Annotated in this window: 17 protein-coding genes; 5 read left to right on the top strand and 12 right to left on the bottom strand. The window is 69.0% G+C overall.

What is annotated here, in order from left to right; translation table 11 throughout:
* Positions 1-100 precede the first annotated feature (100 nt).
* Positions 101-781 carry a peptidylprolyl isomerase gene (locus ACZ6YV_RS06230; RefSeq protein WP_465509276.1) on the top strand — a complete coding sequence of 227 codons (681 nt, stop codon included), beginning with the start codon at positions 101-103 and terminating at the stop codon, positions 779-781.
* Here the strand turns inward: ACZ6YV_RS06230 and pdxR are convergent.
* Positions 778-2,157, bottom strand: a complete 1,380-nt coding sequence (gene pdxR, locus ACZ6YV_RS06225; protein WP_465508622.1) for a MocR-like pyridoxine biosynthesis transcription factor PdxR — start codon at positions 2,155-2,157, stop codon at positions 778-780. The genes ACZ6YV_RS06230 and pdxR overlap by 4 nt on opposite strands.
* A gap of 46 nt (positions 2,158-2,203) precedes the next feature.
* Between pdxR and ACZ6YV_RS06220 the strand changes: the two genes are divergently transcribed.
* Both ACZ6YV_RS06220 and ACZ6YV_RS06215 read left to right on the top strand, forming a co-directional pair.
* Positions 2,204-2,668, top strand: a complete 465-nt coding sequence (locus ACZ6YV_RS06220) for a carboxymuconolactone decarboxylase family protein (RefSeq protein ID WP_378243038.1) — start codon at positions 2,204-2,206, stop codon at positions 2,666-2,668.
* Positions 2,665-3,408, top strand: a complete 744-nt coding sequence (locus tag ACZ6YV_RS06215) for an isocitrate lyase/PEP mutase family protein (RefSeq protein WP_465508621.1) — start codon at positions 2,665-2,667, stop codon at positions 3,406-3,408. Before ACZ6YV_RS06220 ends, ACZ6YV_RS06215 begins: the two co-directional genes overlap by 4 nt.
* A gap of 57 nt (positions 3,409-3,465) precedes the next feature.
* Here the strand turns inward: ACZ6YV_RS06215 and ACZ6YV_RS06210 are convergent, their stop codons facing one another.
* The 6 genes from ACZ6YV_RS06210 to ACZ6YV_RS06185 form a co-directional block, all read right to left on the bottom strand.
* The gene (locus tag ACZ6YV_RS06210) at positions 3,466-5,094 is read right to left on the bottom strand and encodes a solute symporter family protein (protein ID WP_465508620.1); all 1,629 of its coding nucleotides are present in this window, start codon (positions 5,092-5,094) and stop codon (positions 3,466-3,468) included.
* Positions 5,091-5,432 (bottom strand): DUF485 domain-containing protein, encoded by a 342-nt coding sequence (locus ACZ6YV_RS06205; RefSeq protein ID WP_378237919.1) that lies wholly within the window; start codon positions 5,430-5,432, stop codon positions 5,091-5,093. Before ACZ6YV_RS06205 ends, ACZ6YV_RS06210 begins: the two co-directional genes overlap by 4 nt.
* A gap of 67 nt (positions 5,433-5,499) precedes the next feature.
* Positions 5,500-7,233, bottom strand: a complete 1,734-nt coding sequence (locus ACZ6YV_RS06200; protein ID WP_465508619.1) for a sodium/solute symporter — start codon at positions 7,231-7,233, stop codon at positions 5,500-5,502.
* Complete coding sequence (locus ACZ6YV_RS06195; RefSeq protein ID WP_378237922.1) at positions 7,233-7,580, bottom strand: hypothetical protein; 348 nt, start codon at positions 7,578-7,580, stop codon at positions 7,233-7,235. The genes ACZ6YV_RS06200 and ACZ6YV_RS06195 overlap by 1 nt, the downstream gene beginning before the upstream one ends.
* Complete coding sequence (locus ACZ6YV_RS06190) at positions 7,577-8,347, bottom strand: LytR/AlgR family response regulator transcription factor (RefSeq protein WP_465508618.1); 771 nt, start codon at positions 8,345-8,347, stop codon at positions 7,577-7,579. Before ACZ6YV_RS06190 ends, ACZ6YV_RS06195 begins: the two co-directional genes overlap by 4 nt.
* Positions 8,344-9,390, bottom strand: a complete 1,047-nt coding sequence (locus ACZ6YV_RS06185; protein ID WP_465508617.1) for a sensor histidine kinase — start codon at positions 9,388-9,390, stop codon at positions 8,344-8,346. The genes ACZ6YV_RS06190 and ACZ6YV_RS06185 overlap by 4 nt, the downstream gene beginning before the upstream one ends.
* 71 nt (positions 9,391-9,461) lie before the next feature.
* On the opposite strand from ACZ6YV_RS06185, the gene ACZ6YV_RS06180 reads away from it, so the two are divergent.
* Complete coding sequence (locus ACZ6YV_RS06180; RefSeq protein ID WP_465508616.1) at positions 9,462-9,944, top strand: hypothetical protein; 483 nt, start codon at positions 9,462-9,464, stop codon at positions 9,942-9,944.
* Positions 9,945-9,975: 31 nt separating this feature from the next.
* On the opposite strand, the gene ACZ6YV_RS06175 is transcribed toward ACZ6YV_RS06180, so the two are convergent.
* From ACZ6YV_RS06175 to ACZ6YV_RS06155, 5 genes are read right to left on the bottom strand one after another with little or no spacing between them, the layout of a single operon-like run.
* On the bottom strand, positions 9,976-10,965 hold the full coding sequence (locus ACZ6YV_RS06175; RefSeq protein ID WP_465508615.1) for an ABC transporter substrate-binding protein: 990 nt from the start codon (positions 10,963-10,965) through the stop codon (positions 9,976-9,978).
* A gap of 28 nt (positions 10,966-10,993) precedes the next feature.
* Positions 10,994-12,055: an ABC transporter permease gene (locus ACZ6YV_RS06170; RefSeq protein WP_465508614.1), complete on the bottom strand. Its 1,062-nt coding sequence runs from the start codon at positions 12,053-12,055 to the stop codon at positions 10,994-10,996.
* The gene (locus ACZ6YV_RS06165) at positions 12,052-12,816 is read right to left on the bottom strand and encodes an ATP-binding cassette domain-containing protein (protein ID WP_465508613.1); all 765 of its coding nucleotides are present in this window, start codon (positions 12,814-12,816) and stop codon (positions 12,052-12,054) included. Before ACZ6YV_RS06165 ends, ACZ6YV_RS06170 begins: the two co-directional genes overlap by 4 nt.
* The gene (locus tag ACZ6YV_RS06160; RefSeq protein ID WP_465508612.1) at positions 12,813-13,868 is read right to left on the bottom strand and encodes a class I mannose-6-phosphate isomerase; all 1,056 of its coding nucleotides are present in this window, start codon (positions 13,866-13,868) and stop codon (positions 12,813-12,815) included. The genes ACZ6YV_RS06165 and ACZ6YV_RS06160 overlap by 4 nt, the downstream gene beginning before the upstream one ends.
* Positions 13,865-14,851: a LacI family DNA-binding transcriptional regulator gene (locus tag ACZ6YV_RS06155; RefSeq protein ID WP_465508611.1), complete on the bottom strand. Its 987-nt coding sequence runs from the start codon at positions 14,849-14,851 to the stop codon at positions 13,865-13,867. Before ACZ6YV_RS06155 ends, ACZ6YV_RS06160 begins: the two co-directional genes overlap by 4 nt.
* Positions 14,852-15,135: 284 nt before the next feature.
* Between ACZ6YV_RS06155 and ACZ6YV_RS06150 the strand changes: the two genes are divergently transcribed.
* The gene (locus tag ACZ6YV_RS06150; protein ID WP_465508610.1) at positions 15,136-17,526 is read left to right on the top strand and encodes a GH92 family glycosyl hydrolase; all 2,391 of its coding nucleotides are present in this window, start codon (positions 15,136-15,138) and stop codon (positions 17,524-17,526) included.
* Positions 17,527-17,549 lie beyond the last annotated feature (23 nt).

The raw sequence follows: 17,549 nt of genomic DNA, 5'->3' as shown, positions 1-17,549 counted from the left end.
TGGGGATTCACCCTATGCTCTCTTCTTCGTCCACGGCTGGGAGGCAGGAACCGTGCAGAGGATCGCGAAAGTCTTTGTGGCTGTGCTGGGCGCCGGGCTGATGCTCGCGGCCGGTACCGGAACGGCGTCCGCGGAGGGTGTTCCGCCGAAGGTCACGAAGGGGCCGTGCCAGTACACGCAGACACCGGACGACCCGGCCGTGCGCCCGGTCCCGCTGCCGCCGGACCCCCGTCGCACACCGAGCCGGGGCAAGGTGCCGGTGCAGCTGAAGACGAACCAGGGCAAGATCGACCTGACCCTCGATCGGGCGAAGGCGCCGTGCACGGTGCAGAGCTTCCTGCACCTGGCGACGCACCGGTTCTACGACCGGACGACGTGCCACCGGCTGACCGCGTACCCGACGTTGAAGGTGCTGCAGTGCGGTGACCCGAGCGGGACCGGCGAGGGCGGCCCCGGCTACAAGTACAAGGACGAACTGCCCGTCGGCCTGCCGCCCGCGCCGACCGATCCGACAGGCGAGCGCAAGGTGTACTCGCGCGGCGTGCTCGCGATGGCCAACGCGGGCCCGGCGACGAACGGGAGCCAGTTCTTCGTCGTGTACGGCGACTCCGCGCTGCGGCCGAACTACACGATCTTCGGCACTGTCGGTCACGAAGGCCTCGAAACCCTCGACGACGTCGCCGCGGGCGGGATCAAGCCCACGCCGGAGGCCCCCGCCCCGGTCGACGGCGCCCCCGTCCTGAAGACCGACATCCTCCGGGCGCGCCCCTGGTTCTGCTAGGTGACCTCGAAGATGGCCTCGCGCAAGGCTTGGGTGGCGCCGCCGAAAGCGTGCTTCGCGGCGGCGCCGTACCCGATGATGAGCCCTTCGCGCTGTGGCTCGCCGATCCAGTAGCCGCTGAGCCCTTCGAGCCCGATCGCGCGGCGGCGGCAGGCGGCGATCACCTCCATCTCCCGGGGGATCTCGCCGGGGAACTGGAGGACCAGGTGCAGCCCGGCGGAGATCCCCTGCGGCAGCACCGAATCCGGCAAGGCCGCGAGCAGCCTGTCACGCCGGGAGCGGTACTCGGTGCGGCAGCGGCGGATGTGCTGGTCGTAGGCGCCCGATTCGATCAGTTCGGCCATCGCCAGCTGGTCCAGCAACGCGGGCCGCGCGCCGCTCGCGGCCATCTCCGCGCGCACCGGTTCGACCAGGAACCGCGGCAGCACCATCCAGCCCAGGCGCAACGCCGGCGCGAGTGTCTTGCTCGTCGTCCCCACGTACACGACCCGTTCGGGTGCCAACGCCTGCAGCGCGCCGACCTGCTGGTGGTCGAACCGGAACTCGCCGTCGTAGTCGTCCTCGATGACGACGGCACCGGTCTCCTCCGCCCATCGGGTGAGTTCCGCTCGTCGCTGCGAGGCGAGGGTGACGCCCAGCGGGTACTGGTGCGCCGGGGTGACCACCACCGCCGGACTGTCCAAAGCGGACACCGTGATCCCGTGGTCGTCCACGGGGACGCCGACCACCCGGGGACCGTTGGCGGCGGCGATGTCCCGGTAGATGTGCAGCGACGGGTTCTCGAACGCGATCTCGTCCGCGCCGCGCGCGTGCAGGACCCGGGCCAGGATCGCGATCGCGTGCGAGAACCCGGAGCACACCAGGATGCGCTCGGGGTCGGCGACCACGCCGCGACTCCTGGCCAGGTAGGCGGCGAGGGTCTCCCGCAGTTCCGCCGCACCGGACTCGGCCGTGTAGTCGAACGCCGACATCGGCGCCCGGTGCAGGGCCCGGCGGGTCGCCGCGAGCCAGGCGGACCGGGGGAACGCGGACAGGTTCGGCCTGCCGGGGCGCAGGTCCCAGCGTGGAGCCGGGTCGTGGGGGACGGGCCTCGGCGGCGACGCGGGCAGCGCGCCCGCCGTCGCGACCCGGGTCGGGGCGCCCTGCGCTGTCCGCAGGTACCCCTCGGCGGCGAGATCGGCGTAGACGCGGGTGACCGTTCCCCTGGCCACCCCGAGGTCCTGCGCCAGCGCCCTGGTCGAGGGCACCGCCGCGCCGGGCTGCCAGCGTCCGGCCCGGATGGCCGCGCGGATCGCGGTGGCGAGCCCGGTCCGGCCGCTCTCGGGGCGCCAGTCCAGGTGCACGTCCATTCCCGAACTGGACCATGATTCTGCCATGTGACTGGACCATACTCGTGGGCCAGTTGCCACTAGATTCGAAGTCATGACAGAGCGAATCCACCTGGGCAAACGAGTGCCCGAGATCTACCAGGCCATGGCGAAACTGCAGGCCGAAGTCGAGAAGGCCGCCGCCAACGCCGGCGTCGAGCAGAAGCTCCTCGAACTGGTGAAGATGCGCGCGTCGCAGATCAACCACTGCGCCTTCTGTCTCGACATGCACTCCCACGACGCGGTGCAGCAGGGCGAGTCGCCGAGGCGGCTGTACGTGCTCGAGGGCTGGCGCGAGACCGAGCTCTTCACCGAGCAGGAGCGCGCCGCGCTGGCACTGACCGAGGCGATGACCAACGTCGCCACCCTCCACGACGTCCCGGACGACGTCTACGAAGAGGCGACGCGAGTCTTCGACGAGGCCCAGTACCGCGCTGTCGCGTGGGAGATCATCGCGATCAACAGCTGGAACCGGATGTGCGTGACCAGCCACGCGCCGCTGCCCGAGCGCGCCGAATGACCGCGGCGCGGCTGCGGGAACTGCATGTCGCGGGTACGCCGCTGCTCCTGCCGAACGCGTGGGATGCCGACAGCGCGCATCTCGTGGAAGCCGCCGGGTTCCCCGTCGTGGCGACGAGTTCCCACGCCGTCGCCAAGGCCCTCGGGTACGACGACGGGGAAAAGGCGCCCATCGACGAGATGTTCGCGGCGGCCGCGAGGATCGCGCGGGCGGTCTCGGTCCCGGTGACAGTCGACGCGGAAGGCGGGTACGGGCTCGAAGCGGGAGAACTCGCGACGAGGCTGGCCGAAGCGGGTGCCGTCGGCTGCAACTACGAGGACACCGATCACACTTCCGGTGGACTTCGGTCACTGGAAGCGCAGGCGGACCGGATCGCGAAGCTGCGCAAGGCCGCCGGGGACGCGCTGGTGATCAACGCCCGCGTCGACGTCTTCCTCGGCGCGTCCGACGAGCAGGCCGTTCTTGAGGACGGGATCGCGCGGGCCAAGGCGTATTTCGAGGCCGGGGCGGACTGTGTCTACCCGATCCTGGTGAAGTCGCCGGACGTGCTCGGCGAGTTCGTGAAGGCTGTCGCGCCGGGTGCGGTCAACGCCGCTCCGATGCCGGGAGGCCCAGATCTCTCCGCGCTCGCCGATCTGGGGGTGGCGCGGATCTCGCTGGGCACCGGGCTGTGGCAGTCGGTCCGCGCCGATCTCCGGGCGAAACTGACCGGGCTCGCGTCGGGCAAGCTTCCCTACTGATGGGAACCGGGACGGTGCGGCCGGGGGCGTTGGATGCCGGCCGCACCGTCCCGGCGACTAGTGCGAGACAGCCTTTTCGGCGCCCGCGCCGGTGAGGGAGCGGACCTCCATCTCGGCGTACTTCTTCTGGTTGTGTTCCTTGGACAGCACCGTCCCGAGCCAGCCGAGGAAGAACGCGATCGGGATCGAGACGATGCCGGGGTTGTCGAGCGGGAACCAGTGGAAGTCGACGCCCTGGATCATCGACGCGCTCTTCCCCGTCTTCGCATCGACTGGCTTACCCGAAACAGCCGGCGAGAAGACGATCAAGATGACGCACACGATCAGCCCGCCGTAGATGCTCCACAACGCGCCCTGGGTGTTGAACCGCTTCCAGAACAGCGAGTACAGGATCGTCGGCAGGTTCGCCGACGCCGCGACAGCGAACGCCAGTGCCACCAGGAACGCGATGTTCTGCCCGTTGGCGAGGATCCCGCCGAGGATCGCGACCGCGCCGATCACCAGCGCGGTGATCCGGGCGACCTTCACCTCCGAAGCCGGTGACGCCTTGCCCTTCTTGATCACGTTGGCGTAGACGTCGTGCGCGAAGGACGCCGATGCGGTGATCGTCAGGCCGGCGACCACCGCGAGGATCGTCGCGAACGCGATCGCCGCGATCAGGCCGAGCAGGATCGGGCCGCCGAGTTCGAGCGCCAGCAGCGGAGCCGCCGAGTTCACGCCACCGGGCGCGGCCTTGATCTTGTCCGCGCCGACCAGCGCGCCGGCGCCGTAGCCGAGCACCAGGGTGAACAGGTAGAAGACGCCGATCAGGCCGATCGCCCACACCACGGATCGGCGGGCTTCCTTCGCCGTCGGCACCGTGTAGAAGCGCATCAGGACATGCGGCAGGCCTGCGGTCCCGAGGACGAGCGCGATGCCGAGCGACAGGAAGTCCAGCTTGGTGGTGCCGGTCTTGCCGTACTGGTTACCCGGTCCGAGCAGCGCCTCACCGGCCTTGCCCGCCTTGTCCACGGCGCCCTGCAGCAGCGCGGAGAGGTTGAAGCCGTACATGCCCAGCACCCACAGCGTCATCGCGAGCGCGCCGACGATCAGCAGCGCCGCCTTGATGATCTGGACCCAGGTGGTGCCCTTCATCCCGCCGATGAGGACGTAGGCGATCATGATGATGCCGACGATCACGATGATCACGGCCTGCCCGGCCTTGCTCTCGATCCCGAGCAGCAGCGCGACGAGGCCACCGGCACCCGCCATCTGCGCCAGCAGGTAGAAGAACGAGACGGCCATGGTGGACGTCGCCGCCGCGGCCCGCACCGGGCGCTGTTTCATCCGGAACGCCAGGACGTCGCCCATGGTGAACTTGCCGGTGTTGCGCAGCAGTTCCGCGACCAGCAGCAGCGCGACCAGCCAGGCCACCAGAAAGCCGATGGAGTAGAGAAAGCCGTCGTAGCCGTAGACGGCGATCGCGCCCGCGATCCCGAGGAACGACGCGGCCGAAAGGTAGTCGCCCGCGATGGCGACGCCGTTCTGCGGACCGGTGAACGCGCGGCCCGCGGCGTAGTAGTCCGAGGCCGTCTTCGTGTTGCGGCTGGCCCGGAACACGACGAACAGCGTGACCACCACGAAGAGGCCGAAGATGGTGATGTTGAGTGCGGGGCTGCTGCCCTCGACTCCGGCGGCGAGGGTCATTTGGCCTCATCCTCGATTTCCGTGCGGATCTTCTCCGCGATGGGGTCGAGCTTCTTGTTCGCGTAGCGGACGTAGAGCCCGGTGATCACGAAGGTCGAAACGAACTGCAGCAGACCGAAGACCAGGCCGACGGTGATGTTGCCGACCAGCTTCGTGCTCATGAAGCCGTGCGCGTAGTCCGCGAGCAGCACGTAGAGCAGGTACCAGACGAGGAACAGCGCCGAGACGGGGAACACGAACCGGCGCAGTCGCGAGCGCAGCTCTTTGAACTCGGGGCTGTCGTGGGCTTTGTCCCAGTCCACCTCGGGCGGACTGGGAGTGTCCGTTTCGGTGCTCATCGTGCTCTCCTCGCGCCGCGAATGTGTTCCGCGACACGTTAGGGAGGGGGCATGGAGACCGGAACCTTCAGCGGTTCAAACGCCTGCCGAGACGACGAACGGTCGACGAACGGTGGTCGGACCACGACGAAGGGGTCTCGGCCGTGCGATCGTCCAAGTGCAGCCGCAGCATGGCGGCCGTCGACCAGGCGGGCGGCCTGCCCCGCCAGGAAACCACGATCATTACGCCGAATGCCAGTGGAACCGACCACGGCGCGGGCTGCGACACCAGGATCGCGGGCAGACCGCTCAGCCCGGGGGCGAACAACGCCACGAGGATCGAGCCCGAAGACGCGACGAGTCCGGTGAGGACACCGCTGATCGCGCCCGCCGCGGTGAGCCGGTTCCACCAGATGCCGAGGACCAGCAGCGGGCAGAACGTCGACGCGGCCACGGTGAAACCCCAGGTGACGAGGACGCCCGCGTCCAGTCTGGCCGACGGCAGCGCGAGCAGGACCATCACCGCCGCAGCCCCGAGCACCGACCACCGCAGTCGCCGCAGCCCGCCGGGCGCCAGGTCGTGCGCGATCGCGCCGGAGATCACCAGGAGCAGGCCGAGCGACGTCGCCAGGAACGCGGCGAACGCGCCCGCCGTCAGCAGGCCGGTGAACAGCGACCCCGCCCAGCCGTCGTCGATCTGCGCCGGCAGCGCGACGACGACGGTGTCCGTCGCGCCGGAGACGTACAGTTCCGGCACCAGCACCCGGCCGAAGACGCCGTAAACCCCTGGGAACAGGTAGAAAACGCCGAGCAGGGCGACGGTGATCGCGGCCGTCCGGCGGGCGGCCCGGCCGTCCGGGCTGGTGTGGAAGCGCATCAGGACATGCGGCAGGCCCATCGTGCCGAGCATGGTGGCGATCAGGATCGCCCACGTACCCAGCAGCGGGTAGCCGTGGTCGCCAAGGTCGAGCAGCGGCCGTTGCCAATCCGGCCCGCCCAGCGGGGCGCCGCCCCGGACTGCGGGAACCGGTGTGCCCGCGGCGAATTCCAGCGACTCGCCGCTCCTGGCCACCAGTTCCCCCGGTGGCACGACATGCTTTTCCGGGGTGAGCAGGGTGGTCGGCTCGCGCAGGGTCAGTGTCACGTCGATCTCGAAGGACAGGCTGGTGTCGCGCGCGAAGTGGGTGAATTCCACCGGGTGCACCGAAGCCGAGCGTTCCTCCGGTGAGGCCTGGGAGACCAGCCAGATCGCGGGGACGATGAACAGCAGCAGCTTCAGCACGAACTGGAACGCCTGGACGTAGGTCGCCGCGCGCATCCCGCCGAGCGCCAGTGTCGCGCTGACGGCGGTGCCCGCGATGACGACGCCGACCCAGTACGGCGTCCCGCCGACGGCGGTCAGCACGAGCCCCGCGGTCCGGAATTGCGGGACCAGGTAAAGGGTTCCGATCACCAGGACGACGAACGCGGCGAGACGGCGCAGGGCGGGGGAGGCGAGCCGGGCTTCGGCGAAGTCCGGGACGGTGAGCGCGCCGGAACGCCGCATCGGCGCCGCGACGAGCACCAGCATCGCGATGTACCCGGCGGTGAACCCGACCGGATACCAGAGCGCGCCGATACCGTCCTTCACCACCAGCCCCGCGACCCCGAGGAACGACGCCGCGGACAGGTATTCGCCCGAGACGGCGGCGGAGTTGACCAGCGGCGAGATCCGGCGCGAGGCCACGAGGAAGTCCGACGTCGTGCGCATGGCGGCGACGCCGCGCAACCCGATCAGCAGGGTGACCAGCACGACGGGGGCCACCGCGAAAGCCGCGACCACTAGTCGTCCTCGATCTTTTCCGCCCGGCGCAACTGCCACCACGAAAGCAGTGCCATGGCCGGATACGGGAGGACGGCGATCATCAGCCAGGACAGCGGGATCCCCAGCAGCCGCACCGAATCCAGCCCGGGGAACAGCCCGAACACCAGCGGGAGCCCGAACACCAGCCCGAACATCCCGGCCAGCGCGGGGAGTCCGCGACGGCGCTGGGCGCGGTAGAGCAGGTCCGCGCGTTCGGCGTCGCCCGCCGCCAGCCGGGGGACCCGCCAGCGGCCGCGAGCCCGGCGCCGCGAATGCGCGAGCCTGGTCTGCGGACTGGTGACGGCGACCCGTTTGACGCGGCTCACGGGCGGCTTCCCCGGCCCAGCTCACCGCGTTGCGCGGCGGCCAGCAGCCTGTCCCGCAGGTCGCGCGCGTGGCGACGGCTCACCGGGACGTCGCCCGCCTCCGTATGCGCGAGCAGCCCGCCGGTGGTGTCGCTGCGCAGTTCGAGCACCGCGTCCACTGCGAGCAGGAAACCCCGGTGCACGCGGGTGAATCCCGTTCCCTCCCAATACTCTTCGAGCCGGGAGAGGGGCATCCGCGTGACGTGGACGCCGGATTTCGTGTGCAGCCGGACGTAGTCGCCGTGCGCCTCGACGAACTGGACGTCGTCGCGCCGGACGTACCGCGTGCGCCCGCCGGATTCCACCGGCAGCGCGGACATCGCGTCCGGCGCGGGGTGCGGCTCGTCGGCCTGGTTGCCCGCCATCCGGACCACTTTGGACAGTGCGGCGGAAAGTCGTTCCGCGCGGACCGGCTTCAGGAGATAGTCGACGGCGCCGATGCCGTACGCGGCGACGGCGTGACCGTCGTGCGCGGTGACGAACACGATCACCGGTGGTTCGCTGAGCCGCGACAGCAGCGAGGCGAGTTCGAGCCCGTCGAGGCCGGGCATGGAGATGTCGAGGAAGACGGCGTCGAAATGACTGCCCTGCAACATCTTCAGCGCGGTGAGCGCGTCACCGGCCGCGACCGCCTCGGCGACCTCCGGCGCTTCGCGCAGCAGGCTGCACAGCTCGTCGAGGGCGGGCGGGACGTCGTCGACCGCCAGTACCCGCAACCCGTTCGTCACGGCAGCACCCCCGGCTGGAATCGGGGCACGCGCACCACGACTCTGGTGCCCGCGCCGGTCTCGGTTTCGACCGTCAGGCCGTACCAGGGCCCGTAGACGCTGCGCAGTCGTCTGTCCACATTGGCCAGTCCGACGCCGCCGTCGTCGCCGCGCCCGGCCAGGATCGCCGCCGCGCGGGCGGGGTCCATGCCGAGACCGTCGTCCTCGACGCTGATCACGCAGTCGTTCCCTTCCGCCATGCCCTGCACCTGGATGAACCCGGCCTCGGCGCGCGGCTCGATCCCGTGTCGGATCGCGTTCTCCACCAACGGTTCCAGCACGAGATACGGCACCGCGACGGCCAGGACCTCCGGTGCCACGCGCACCTGCACCCGGAGCCGCTCGCCGAGCACCGCGCGCTGCAACGCCAGGTATGTCTCGATGGCGCGGAACTCCTCGGCGACCATCGTGTACTCGCCGTGCCGGGCGAGGCTGTAGCGGGTGTAGTCGGCGAAGTCGAGCATCAGGTCGCGGGCGCGGTCCGGATCGGAGCGGACCAGCGACGAGATCACGGTGAGCGCGTTGTAGACGAAATGCGGGGAGATCTCGGCCCGCAGCGCGCGCAGTTCCGCCTCCGCGGCCTGCTCGGCGGACGCCTCGAGCCGTCCGCGTTCGAGCGCGTGGACGACGAGTTCGGCGGCCTGGCGGGCGATCGTGTTCGTCCCGCCCGCGACCAGGAGGACACCGGAAAGTTCGTCGTGGACGTGCAGTGGCAGCGCCAGCAGCCCCGGCTCGGACACCGGCGTCTCGGAGTGGAGGACCTCGTCGAGCGCCGAGACCACGACGTCGTCGGACGCCGGGCGCCCGGACCAGATGAGCGAACCGGAGAGATCTGTGAGCCCGAGGCCGGGGACCCCGAACAGTCGGCGGAGGCCGTGTGTCGCGTGGCGGGCGCGGGGACCGGCGAGGCCGTCCATGAGATCGTCCGAGACACGCTGGGCGGCGGCGAGCACCGGCACCGGATCCGCGGTCGCGGCGGGACGCCAGGGCAGACGGGTGGTCATCCGGCCTCCTCCGCGACGTCGAAGACCGAATCCTAACGTCGCTACGTGGTTTCGCCGGTTACGCTCCGGACATGGTCCCCGGTGATGCTGTGGTGCTGCGCCTGGACGTGGTGATGCGTCGGGTCGCGCTGGTCGGTTTCGTGGTCTTCGGTGGGGGCGGCGTGGTGGCCGTCGTCGTGGCACTGTCCACGCCGGGGGTGTCCGGAGAGGTGTTCGGGCTGCTCAGCGTGGCCTTCGCGGGGCTGATCCTGCTCGCTCTCCGGCGCTCGGCTTCGGTGCTGACGCTGTCGGCCTCGGGCTTCTCGGTGCCTGGGGTTTTCGACGTCCGGTGGACCGAGGTGACTCGGCTGCGGGTGTGGCGGGAGAAGCGCCGCGTGGGGCGGTGGATGCACTGGTGGCACTACCGGCTCGAGTGGACCGGTTCGGGGCCCGAGGTGCTGTTTGAGGACGGCGAGTACGCGTACGCGCTGGGGCACCTTGGTGGGGGCGCCAGGCTGTACGCGGCGTTGGAAAGGTTCGCGCCCGCGGGACTCGTGAGTGATTTGGGTCGTTAGAACGACCCAAATCACTCACGAGCCCCTTCGGTCAGCAGCTCTGCTTGTAGAAGTACTGAGCGTTCGCGTCCATGTTCGCCTTCGTGATGGAGTGCAGCGAAGCGGTCAGGTTGCGCGTCACCGGCTTGCCCTCCAACGCCGCGATCGCCTGCTGCACGCCCTGCTGCCCGATGGCGGCCGGGTCCTGCGCGATGAGTCCCTGGTACTCGCCCTTCTTCAGGCCCTCGATCTCCGACGGCGAAGCGTCGAAGCCGATCAGGTTGACCGCGCCGATCTTGCCCGCGTTCCGCAGGCCGGTCGCGGCGCCCTCACCAGTGTTGAGGTTCGTCGCGAAGATGCCGATCAGGTCCGGGGTGGACGCCAGCGCGGCGGTCACCTTGGACGCGGCCTGGTCCGGCTCGTTCTGGGTGAACTGCACGCCCGCAGACTTCAGGTTCGGGTAGTTCTTCAGCTCGTCCTCGAAGCCCTTCGCGCGGGTGTTCGTGGTCGACGTGCCCGCGATGGTGTCGAGCACCAGCACCGAGCCGGTCTTGCCCGCGGCCAGTTCCGACATCGTCTTCGCGGCGAGCTTGCCGCCCTCGGCGTTGTCCGAGGAGATCGACGACTCCGCCACGCTGGTGTCCTTCAGCGCGGTGTCGACCTCGATGATCTTCGCGCCGCCGGTCTTCACCTGCTGGATCGGCGCGAGCATCGCCTGCGCGTCGGTCGGCGCGATGAGCAGCGCGGCCGGCGGCTTGGAGCCCAGCGCGTTGACCAGCTGGGTCTGCATGACCGCGTCGAACTTCTGCGGCGCCTGCGTGGTGAGCTCGTAGCCGGACTTCTTGGCCTCGGCCTCGGCACCGCACTGCATCGAGATGTAGAACGGCTCGGCCTGCACGCCCGGGATCAGCGACAGCTTCTTGTTGTTGGTCTTGGCGGCGGAGTCACCGGAGGACGATCCGCCGACAGTGCCGCCACCGCAGGCGGTCAGCAACGCGGCGGCGGACAGGACGGCACCGGTGACGAGCAGGGTCTTCTTCATGGGGATAGCACCTCTTTGTGCGTAGGAACTAACGAGAGTTGCGGCGACGACGGCGCCGCTGGTCGAACCAGACCGCGGCGATCAGCACCGCGCCGACCGCGATCATCTGCCAGAAGTCCTGGACCTGCGTGATGTTGAAGCCCTTCTTCAGCACGGCCGGGATGAACACGCCGATCACCGTGCCCAGCACCGAACCGACACCGCCGAAGAGGCTCGTGCCGCCCATCACCGTGGCGGCGATGGCGTTGAGGTTGTCGGTGGTGTGCGCCGAAATCGTCGTCGACGCGTAGTACGCCAGCGAGAGGAAACCGGCGACACCGGCGAGGAAACCGGTGAGCGTGTACACCTTCAGCAGATGCGCGGTCACCCCGATGCCCGCCCGGCGCGCGCCCTCGGCGTTGGAGCCGACGGCGTAGGTGTAGCGGCCGAATTTGGTGGTGTGCAACAGCCAGGCGCCGATCAGGGTGATCACCACGGCCACCAGCACCAGGTTCGGCACCCCGCCGAACGACGTCCCGTAGCCGAGCGTCTTGTTGAGCTCGGTCGGCACGCTGCGCACGTCGGACCCGTTGTTCAGCAGGTACGCGGCGCCGAGCGCGGCACCCATCGTGCCGAGCGTGACGATCAGCGGCGGGATGTTCGCCACCGCGATCAGGAAGCCGTTGATCAGCCCCCAGATCGTGCCCGCGACGACGGCGGCGAGCAGGCCGACGAGGATGACGTCCCATCCGGCCTTGGTCGCGTCGCCGTCCGGGCTCATCGCCTCCATCGTCTTACCGGCCACCATGCCCGCGAAGATCAGCACGGAACCGACCGACAGGTCGATGCCCGAGGTGATGATCACGAACGTCATGCCGACCGAGAGCACCAGCAGCACCGAGGTCTCGATGAGCAGCGTCTGGAAGGTGAACACGGTCGCGAACTCGGCGGGCGCGATCGCGGTGAACACGATGATCAGTGCCAGCAGCACCAGCGCGATCCAGAAGGTGTTGGCCCCGATCAGCCGCTGGCCGATCGACCGCTTGCCGAAGCCGCCGTCCACAGAGGACTGGATTTCGGGGTCTTTCTTCGTCGGAGTGGACACGGTCACGCCGCCTCCTCTTGTACGAGGGCGCCCGTCATCGCGGCGACCAGGTCTTCCAGTTTCGTGTCGGCGCCGGTGAACCGGGCGACGCGCTTGCCGAGCCGCAGCACCTCGATGCGGTCGGACACCGACAGCACCTCGGGCATGTTGTGGCTGATCAGCACGACGGCGATGCCCTTGTCCCGCACCTTCTTGATCACGTCGAGCACGCGTTCGCGCTGCACGACGCCGAGCGCGGCCGTCGGCTCGTCCATGAACACGACCTTCGAGGCCCAGACGACCGACCGCGCGACCGCGACGCTTTGCCGCTGTCCGCCCGAAAGCGAGCCGATCGGGACGTCGGTGCTCTGCAGGGTCACGCCGAGCCGCTTGAACTCGTCCACGGCCTGCCGCTTCATCTCGGCCTTGTCCAGCATCCCGAGCTTGCCGAGGATCCCCTTGCGGTGGATTTCCCTGCCGAGGAACAGGTTCGCGGCCGGGTCGAGTTCCGGCGCGACAGCGAGGTCCTGGTACACCGTCTCGATCCCCATCCGCCGGGCGGTGGTCGGGGAGTCCAGGTGCGTTTCCTCGCCGTCGAGCAGGATCTTGCCCGACGTCGGCTGTTCCGCGCCGGACAGGCATTTGACCAAAGTGGACTTCCCGGCGCCGTTGTCTCCGATCAGCGAGGTGACCTCACCGGCGCGGGCCTGGAAAGACGCTCCGCGCAGCGCTTCGACCGAGCCGTACCGTTTGACCAGGTTCTGTGCGTCGAGCAGGAGTTCGCTCACGATCGCTCCCTCTTCTCGGGTGCCGGTGGCCTGCAGCGGATGACCGTGACGTCGCCCTCCACAGTGGATTGACCGGCGTCGTGCGGGACCACGAAGGTCTCGCCCTTGCCCAGTGCGTACTCGCCGCCGTGTTCGGTCCGGAGCGTCCCCGAACCGTCCATGACGACCAGCACCGCGAACGACGGGTCGAGTGACAACGTTGTCGACCCACCGGAAACACTGGGGCGGAGCTGGTCGGCACGGAAGAACGCGTCGCTGCCGTCGGCGAGCAGATCCACAGTGGACGCTTCGTCGGCCGCGGTGCGCTTGACGATCGAGCCGAGCCGTTCTTCGTCCCAGCCCGAAGTGTCCAGGGTTTCGATGGCGGTTTCGAAGCCGATCCCGAGATGCGCCTTCTCCGGGTTCGCCAGGAAGTCGCGCCATTCCAGGGTCAGCGAGAAGTCGGTCGGCTGCTGGAGTTCGACGACGAACACGCCCTCGCCGATCGCGTGCGGTAGCCCCGCCGGGATGTAGACCGTGTCGCCAGGGGTGACCGCGACGCTGTTCAGCGCGTCGAGCATGGCGGGCGCGTCCTGGCTGCGGGCCCACTCGTTGACCGTCGCCTTGTCGACGGTCTCCTTGAAGCCCGGGTAGACACGCGGGTCTTCGCCGTAGGTGCCGACCACGATCCACGCCTCGGTCTTGCCGAAGTGCGAGTCGAAATGCCGCCGCGCGAACGAATCCGACGGGTGGAAGTGCACCGGCAGGCGCTGGCCCGCGTCGAGCAGCTTCACCAGCAGACCGGTCGAATCGCCGAGTGCCTCGACGTGCTTGGCGCCGAGCCAGGCGGACGGGTTCTCGCGGACGGCGTCGCGCAGCCAGATCCCGCTGGGGAGCTTGGTCAGGCCGTTGGTCTCCTGGCCGAACATCGTGGTGGCCGAGCCGACCCAGTCCTCCGGGCCGTACTTGGATTCCGGCGACGCGCCCCGCAACGCGGCGATGGCGTCGCCGCCGCGGTAGAACTGCGGCGGCTGGTTCGCCGGCAGGCGGATCGGTTCGAGGTGACCGCTCATGAAGGGGCGACCTCCCCGGAACCGCGGGCTACGAGATGCACGGGCAGAACTACCTTTCTCGGTGCGGATTGATCTCCCTGGACCCGGGCGAACAGCAGTTCCGCGGCCGCCCGGCCCAGTGCGCTCACGTCGTGCGCGATCACGGAGACCGGCGGATCCAGCAGATCCGCCAGTTCGAAGTCGTCGAAGCTGATCATCGCGGGCCGCCGTTCGGCGTGGGCCAGCGCGCGCAGCAGGTGCACGGCGACCCGGTTGTTGCCCGCGATCACGGCGGTGGCCGGGTTCGGCCCGGTGAGCAGTCGCCGCACGGCGTCGCCGACGCTCCCGGCCGTCGGGGTCCGCATCGCGACGAGGCTTTCGTCGTAGGGGATCCCGTTGCGGACGCAGCCTTCCCGGAACCCGCGCAGGCGTTCGCCCGCGGTGAAGATGTCGGGGCTGTCGGCGAGGAACGCGATCCGGCGGTGACCGTGTTTCGCGAGGTGGGCGACCGCTTCGACGGTGCCGCCGATGTTGTCGACCAGCACCGTGTCGGCCACGATGTCGCCGGCGGGCCGGTCGAGGAACACCACCGGCGTGCCGGCGCGCATCTCGGGGACCAGGTAGCCGTGCTGCATCCCGGCGGGGACGACGAGGATGCCGTCGACGCGACGGGAGCAGAACTCGAGCACCAGTTCGCGTTCGCGGTCGGAGTTCTCCTCCGACGAACCGGTCAGCACCTGGCGGCCGAACGAGGTCGCGATGCGTTCGACGGCCCGGTTGAGCTCCGAATAGAAGGGGTTCCCGACGTCCTCGACGATCAGGCCGATCGTCCCGGTCGTCGAGCCGCGCCGCAGGTTCCGCGCGCCGAGGTTGCGGCGGAACCCGAGCTGCTCGATCGCCGCCATGACGCGCTCGGCGGTGTCCGGATGGACGGCGGGCTCGTCGTTCACGACCCGCGAGACGGTCTTGATGCTCACGCCCGCGAGCCGGGCCACGTCGCTCATCGTGGCCCGCCGGCCGGCAGTGCGGTGACCGTTGTCCGGTCCGCTGGAAGACAACGTTGTCATAGTGGCGGGAATTGAACGCGAGCGCCGCGTCGATGTCAATGCCCGGTCTGCTTCGAAGACGCTTTCCGAGGTCGAACCGTTACTGCCGGGTGCCTTCGATAGGCCTTTCGCGTGGTCTCTGTCCGGAATCGGACAGGGTTTCGCGGACCTCTTGACCAGGTGGTCTGTTCTTGTCGAAGGTGAGCAGGCAGCGACAACGTTGTCAGGAGGCGGCCTTTCTCATGCCTGCACGTACTTCGACCCGCGTCGCCGGGTTGCTCACCGCGCTCGTCGTTCCCGCCGGGCTTTGCACGCCCGTCGCGGCGGCGGCGCCCGGTGGTGGCGACCCCGTGGACGCGGTCAACACCTTCATCGGCACCAAGGACGACGGCAACACCTTCCCCGGCGCTTCGGCCCCGTTCGGGATGACTCAAGTCAGCCCGATTTCCTCGCATTACGCCGGCTACCGCTACGACGACACCGCGATCCGCGGCTTCGGGCATTTCTTCCTGTCCGGCGCGGGCTGCTGGGAGCAGGGTGGCCTCGTGTCGTCCCTGCCCACCACCGGCGCGGTCGGGCCCGGCGCGGCGTTCGACACCACGAAACCGGAGACCTTCGACCACAAGAAGTACGCCTCGCCGTACACACACGAGGGCGAGGTCGGGAAGCCCGGCTACTACAAGGTGCGGCTCACCGGCTACGGCGGCGTCGACGCGGAGACCACCGCGACCACGCGGACCGGCGTCGAGCGGTACACGTTCGCCAAGTCCGGTGACGCGAATGTCTTCGTCAACGTCGGGCAGGCCAACGACAAGGAACCCGTGACGGCGAGCCAGATCCGCGTCGTCGGGGACCGGACGGTCGAAGGGATGGTGGAGTCACAGGCGTTCTGCGGCGGGAAGCCGTACAAGACCTGGTTCACCACGACGTTCGACAAGCCGTTCAAGTCCTCCGGGACCTGGTCGCCGACGGGCGGCACCCCGGGCTCGAAGGAGTCCGCGGGCGGTGAAGGCCTGCGTGGCGCCTGGCTGACTTTCGGCGGCGGGCAGGTCACCGCGACGACGGCGATCTCCCACGTGGACGCTTTCGGCGCCAAGCTCAACCTGGCGTCCGAGAAGGGCCGTTCCTTCGACGCTGTCCGCGACGGAGCCCAGCGCGCCTGGCGCAAGGAACTGTCCTCAGTGGACATCAAGGGCGGGGCGAAGGACGACCGCACGGTGTTCTACACCTCGCTCTACCATGCGCTGCTGCAGCCGTTGACCGGCAACGACGCCGACGGCCGCTACCGCGGGTTCGACGACAAGATCCACCGGGCGCTGGGCTGGACGTACTACGAGTTCTTCTCGTTGTGGGACACCTATCGCACGCAGAACCAGCTGCTCGCCCTCTTGCGGCCGGCACGGGCGAAGGACGTCGCGAAGTCCGTGCTCGCCATCCACGACCAAGGCGGCTGGCTGCCGCGCTGGGCGTACGCGAACCAGGAGACGAACACGATGACCGGCGATCCGGTCACCCCGTTCCTGGTCGACCTGTGGCGCTTCGGAGCGCTGTCCGGGCAGGAGTTCAAGGCGTACCAGGCGCTTCTGCAGAACTCGCGGGAGATCCCGCCCGCGTCTTCGCCGTTCCAGGGCCGTTCGGGGAACGCGACCTACCAGAAGGACGGGTTCGTCCAGTACGACAAGGACTTCCCGAAGAAGGGGCAGGACACCGACCCGAACCACGGCGCCTCGGCCACGTTGGAGTACGCGCTCGCGGATTGCTCGCTGTCGATCATGGCCGCCGGTCTCGGCAAGAAGGACGACGCGAAGGCCTTGGCGGACAAGGGACGCAGCTATCGCACACTGTGGGACTCGTCGGTGAGCGACCGCGGCTTCACCGGTTTCTACCGGCCCAAGGTCACCGGCGGCGACTGGTTCAGCCCGCCGGACAAGCCGTACACCCCGCAGAGCCCGGACGGGTTCCACGAGGGCACGTCGTGGCAGTACCAATGGCTGACCCAGCAGGACGTGCCCGGCCTGGTCGACCGCATGGGCGGCAAGGAGAACACCGGCAAGCGGCTCGACGACTTCTTCGCCTACGGGGATCTGGTCAAGGACCCGGCGAAAACCGTGCGCGAGGAATGGGTCGTCGGTCCGTACAACTACTACAACCAGTTCCGCTACAACCCCAACAACGAGCCGGATCTGCACTCGCCCTGGATGTACACGCTGACCGGGCAGCCGTGGAAGACCTCGGCCGTCGTCCGCGCGGCGCACACGCTGTTCACCAACGCGCCCAACGGAGTCACCGGAAACGACGACCTCGGGACCATGTCCGCCTGGTACGTCTTCAGCGCGCTGGGGTTGTATCCGGCGGTGCCGGGCACCGGGCAGTTCGTGCTCAACGCGCCGAGGTTCGAGAAGTCGGTGCTGCGTCTGGAGAACGGCCGTGACATCACGATCAAGGCGGACGGCGCAGACCCGTCGAAGCTCCAGTACGTCCAAGGACTGGGATCCGGGTCGCAGCGGGCGTATGTCGGCTTGGAACAGTTGACGCGAGGGACCACTTTGGACTTCAAGTTGACTGACAACGCGGCGAAAGCCACTTGGGCGACAGGCCCCGAAGGTGCCCCGAAATCGCCCTGCGCCGGGTGATCCGAGTGGTTTAGACCGGTTCG

The organism is Amycolatopsis sp. NPDC102522 (assembly GCF_055584485.1).
The sequence above is the reverse complement of the archived record's forward strand: the minus strand, read 5'-3'. Positions and strand labels throughout refer to the sequence as shown.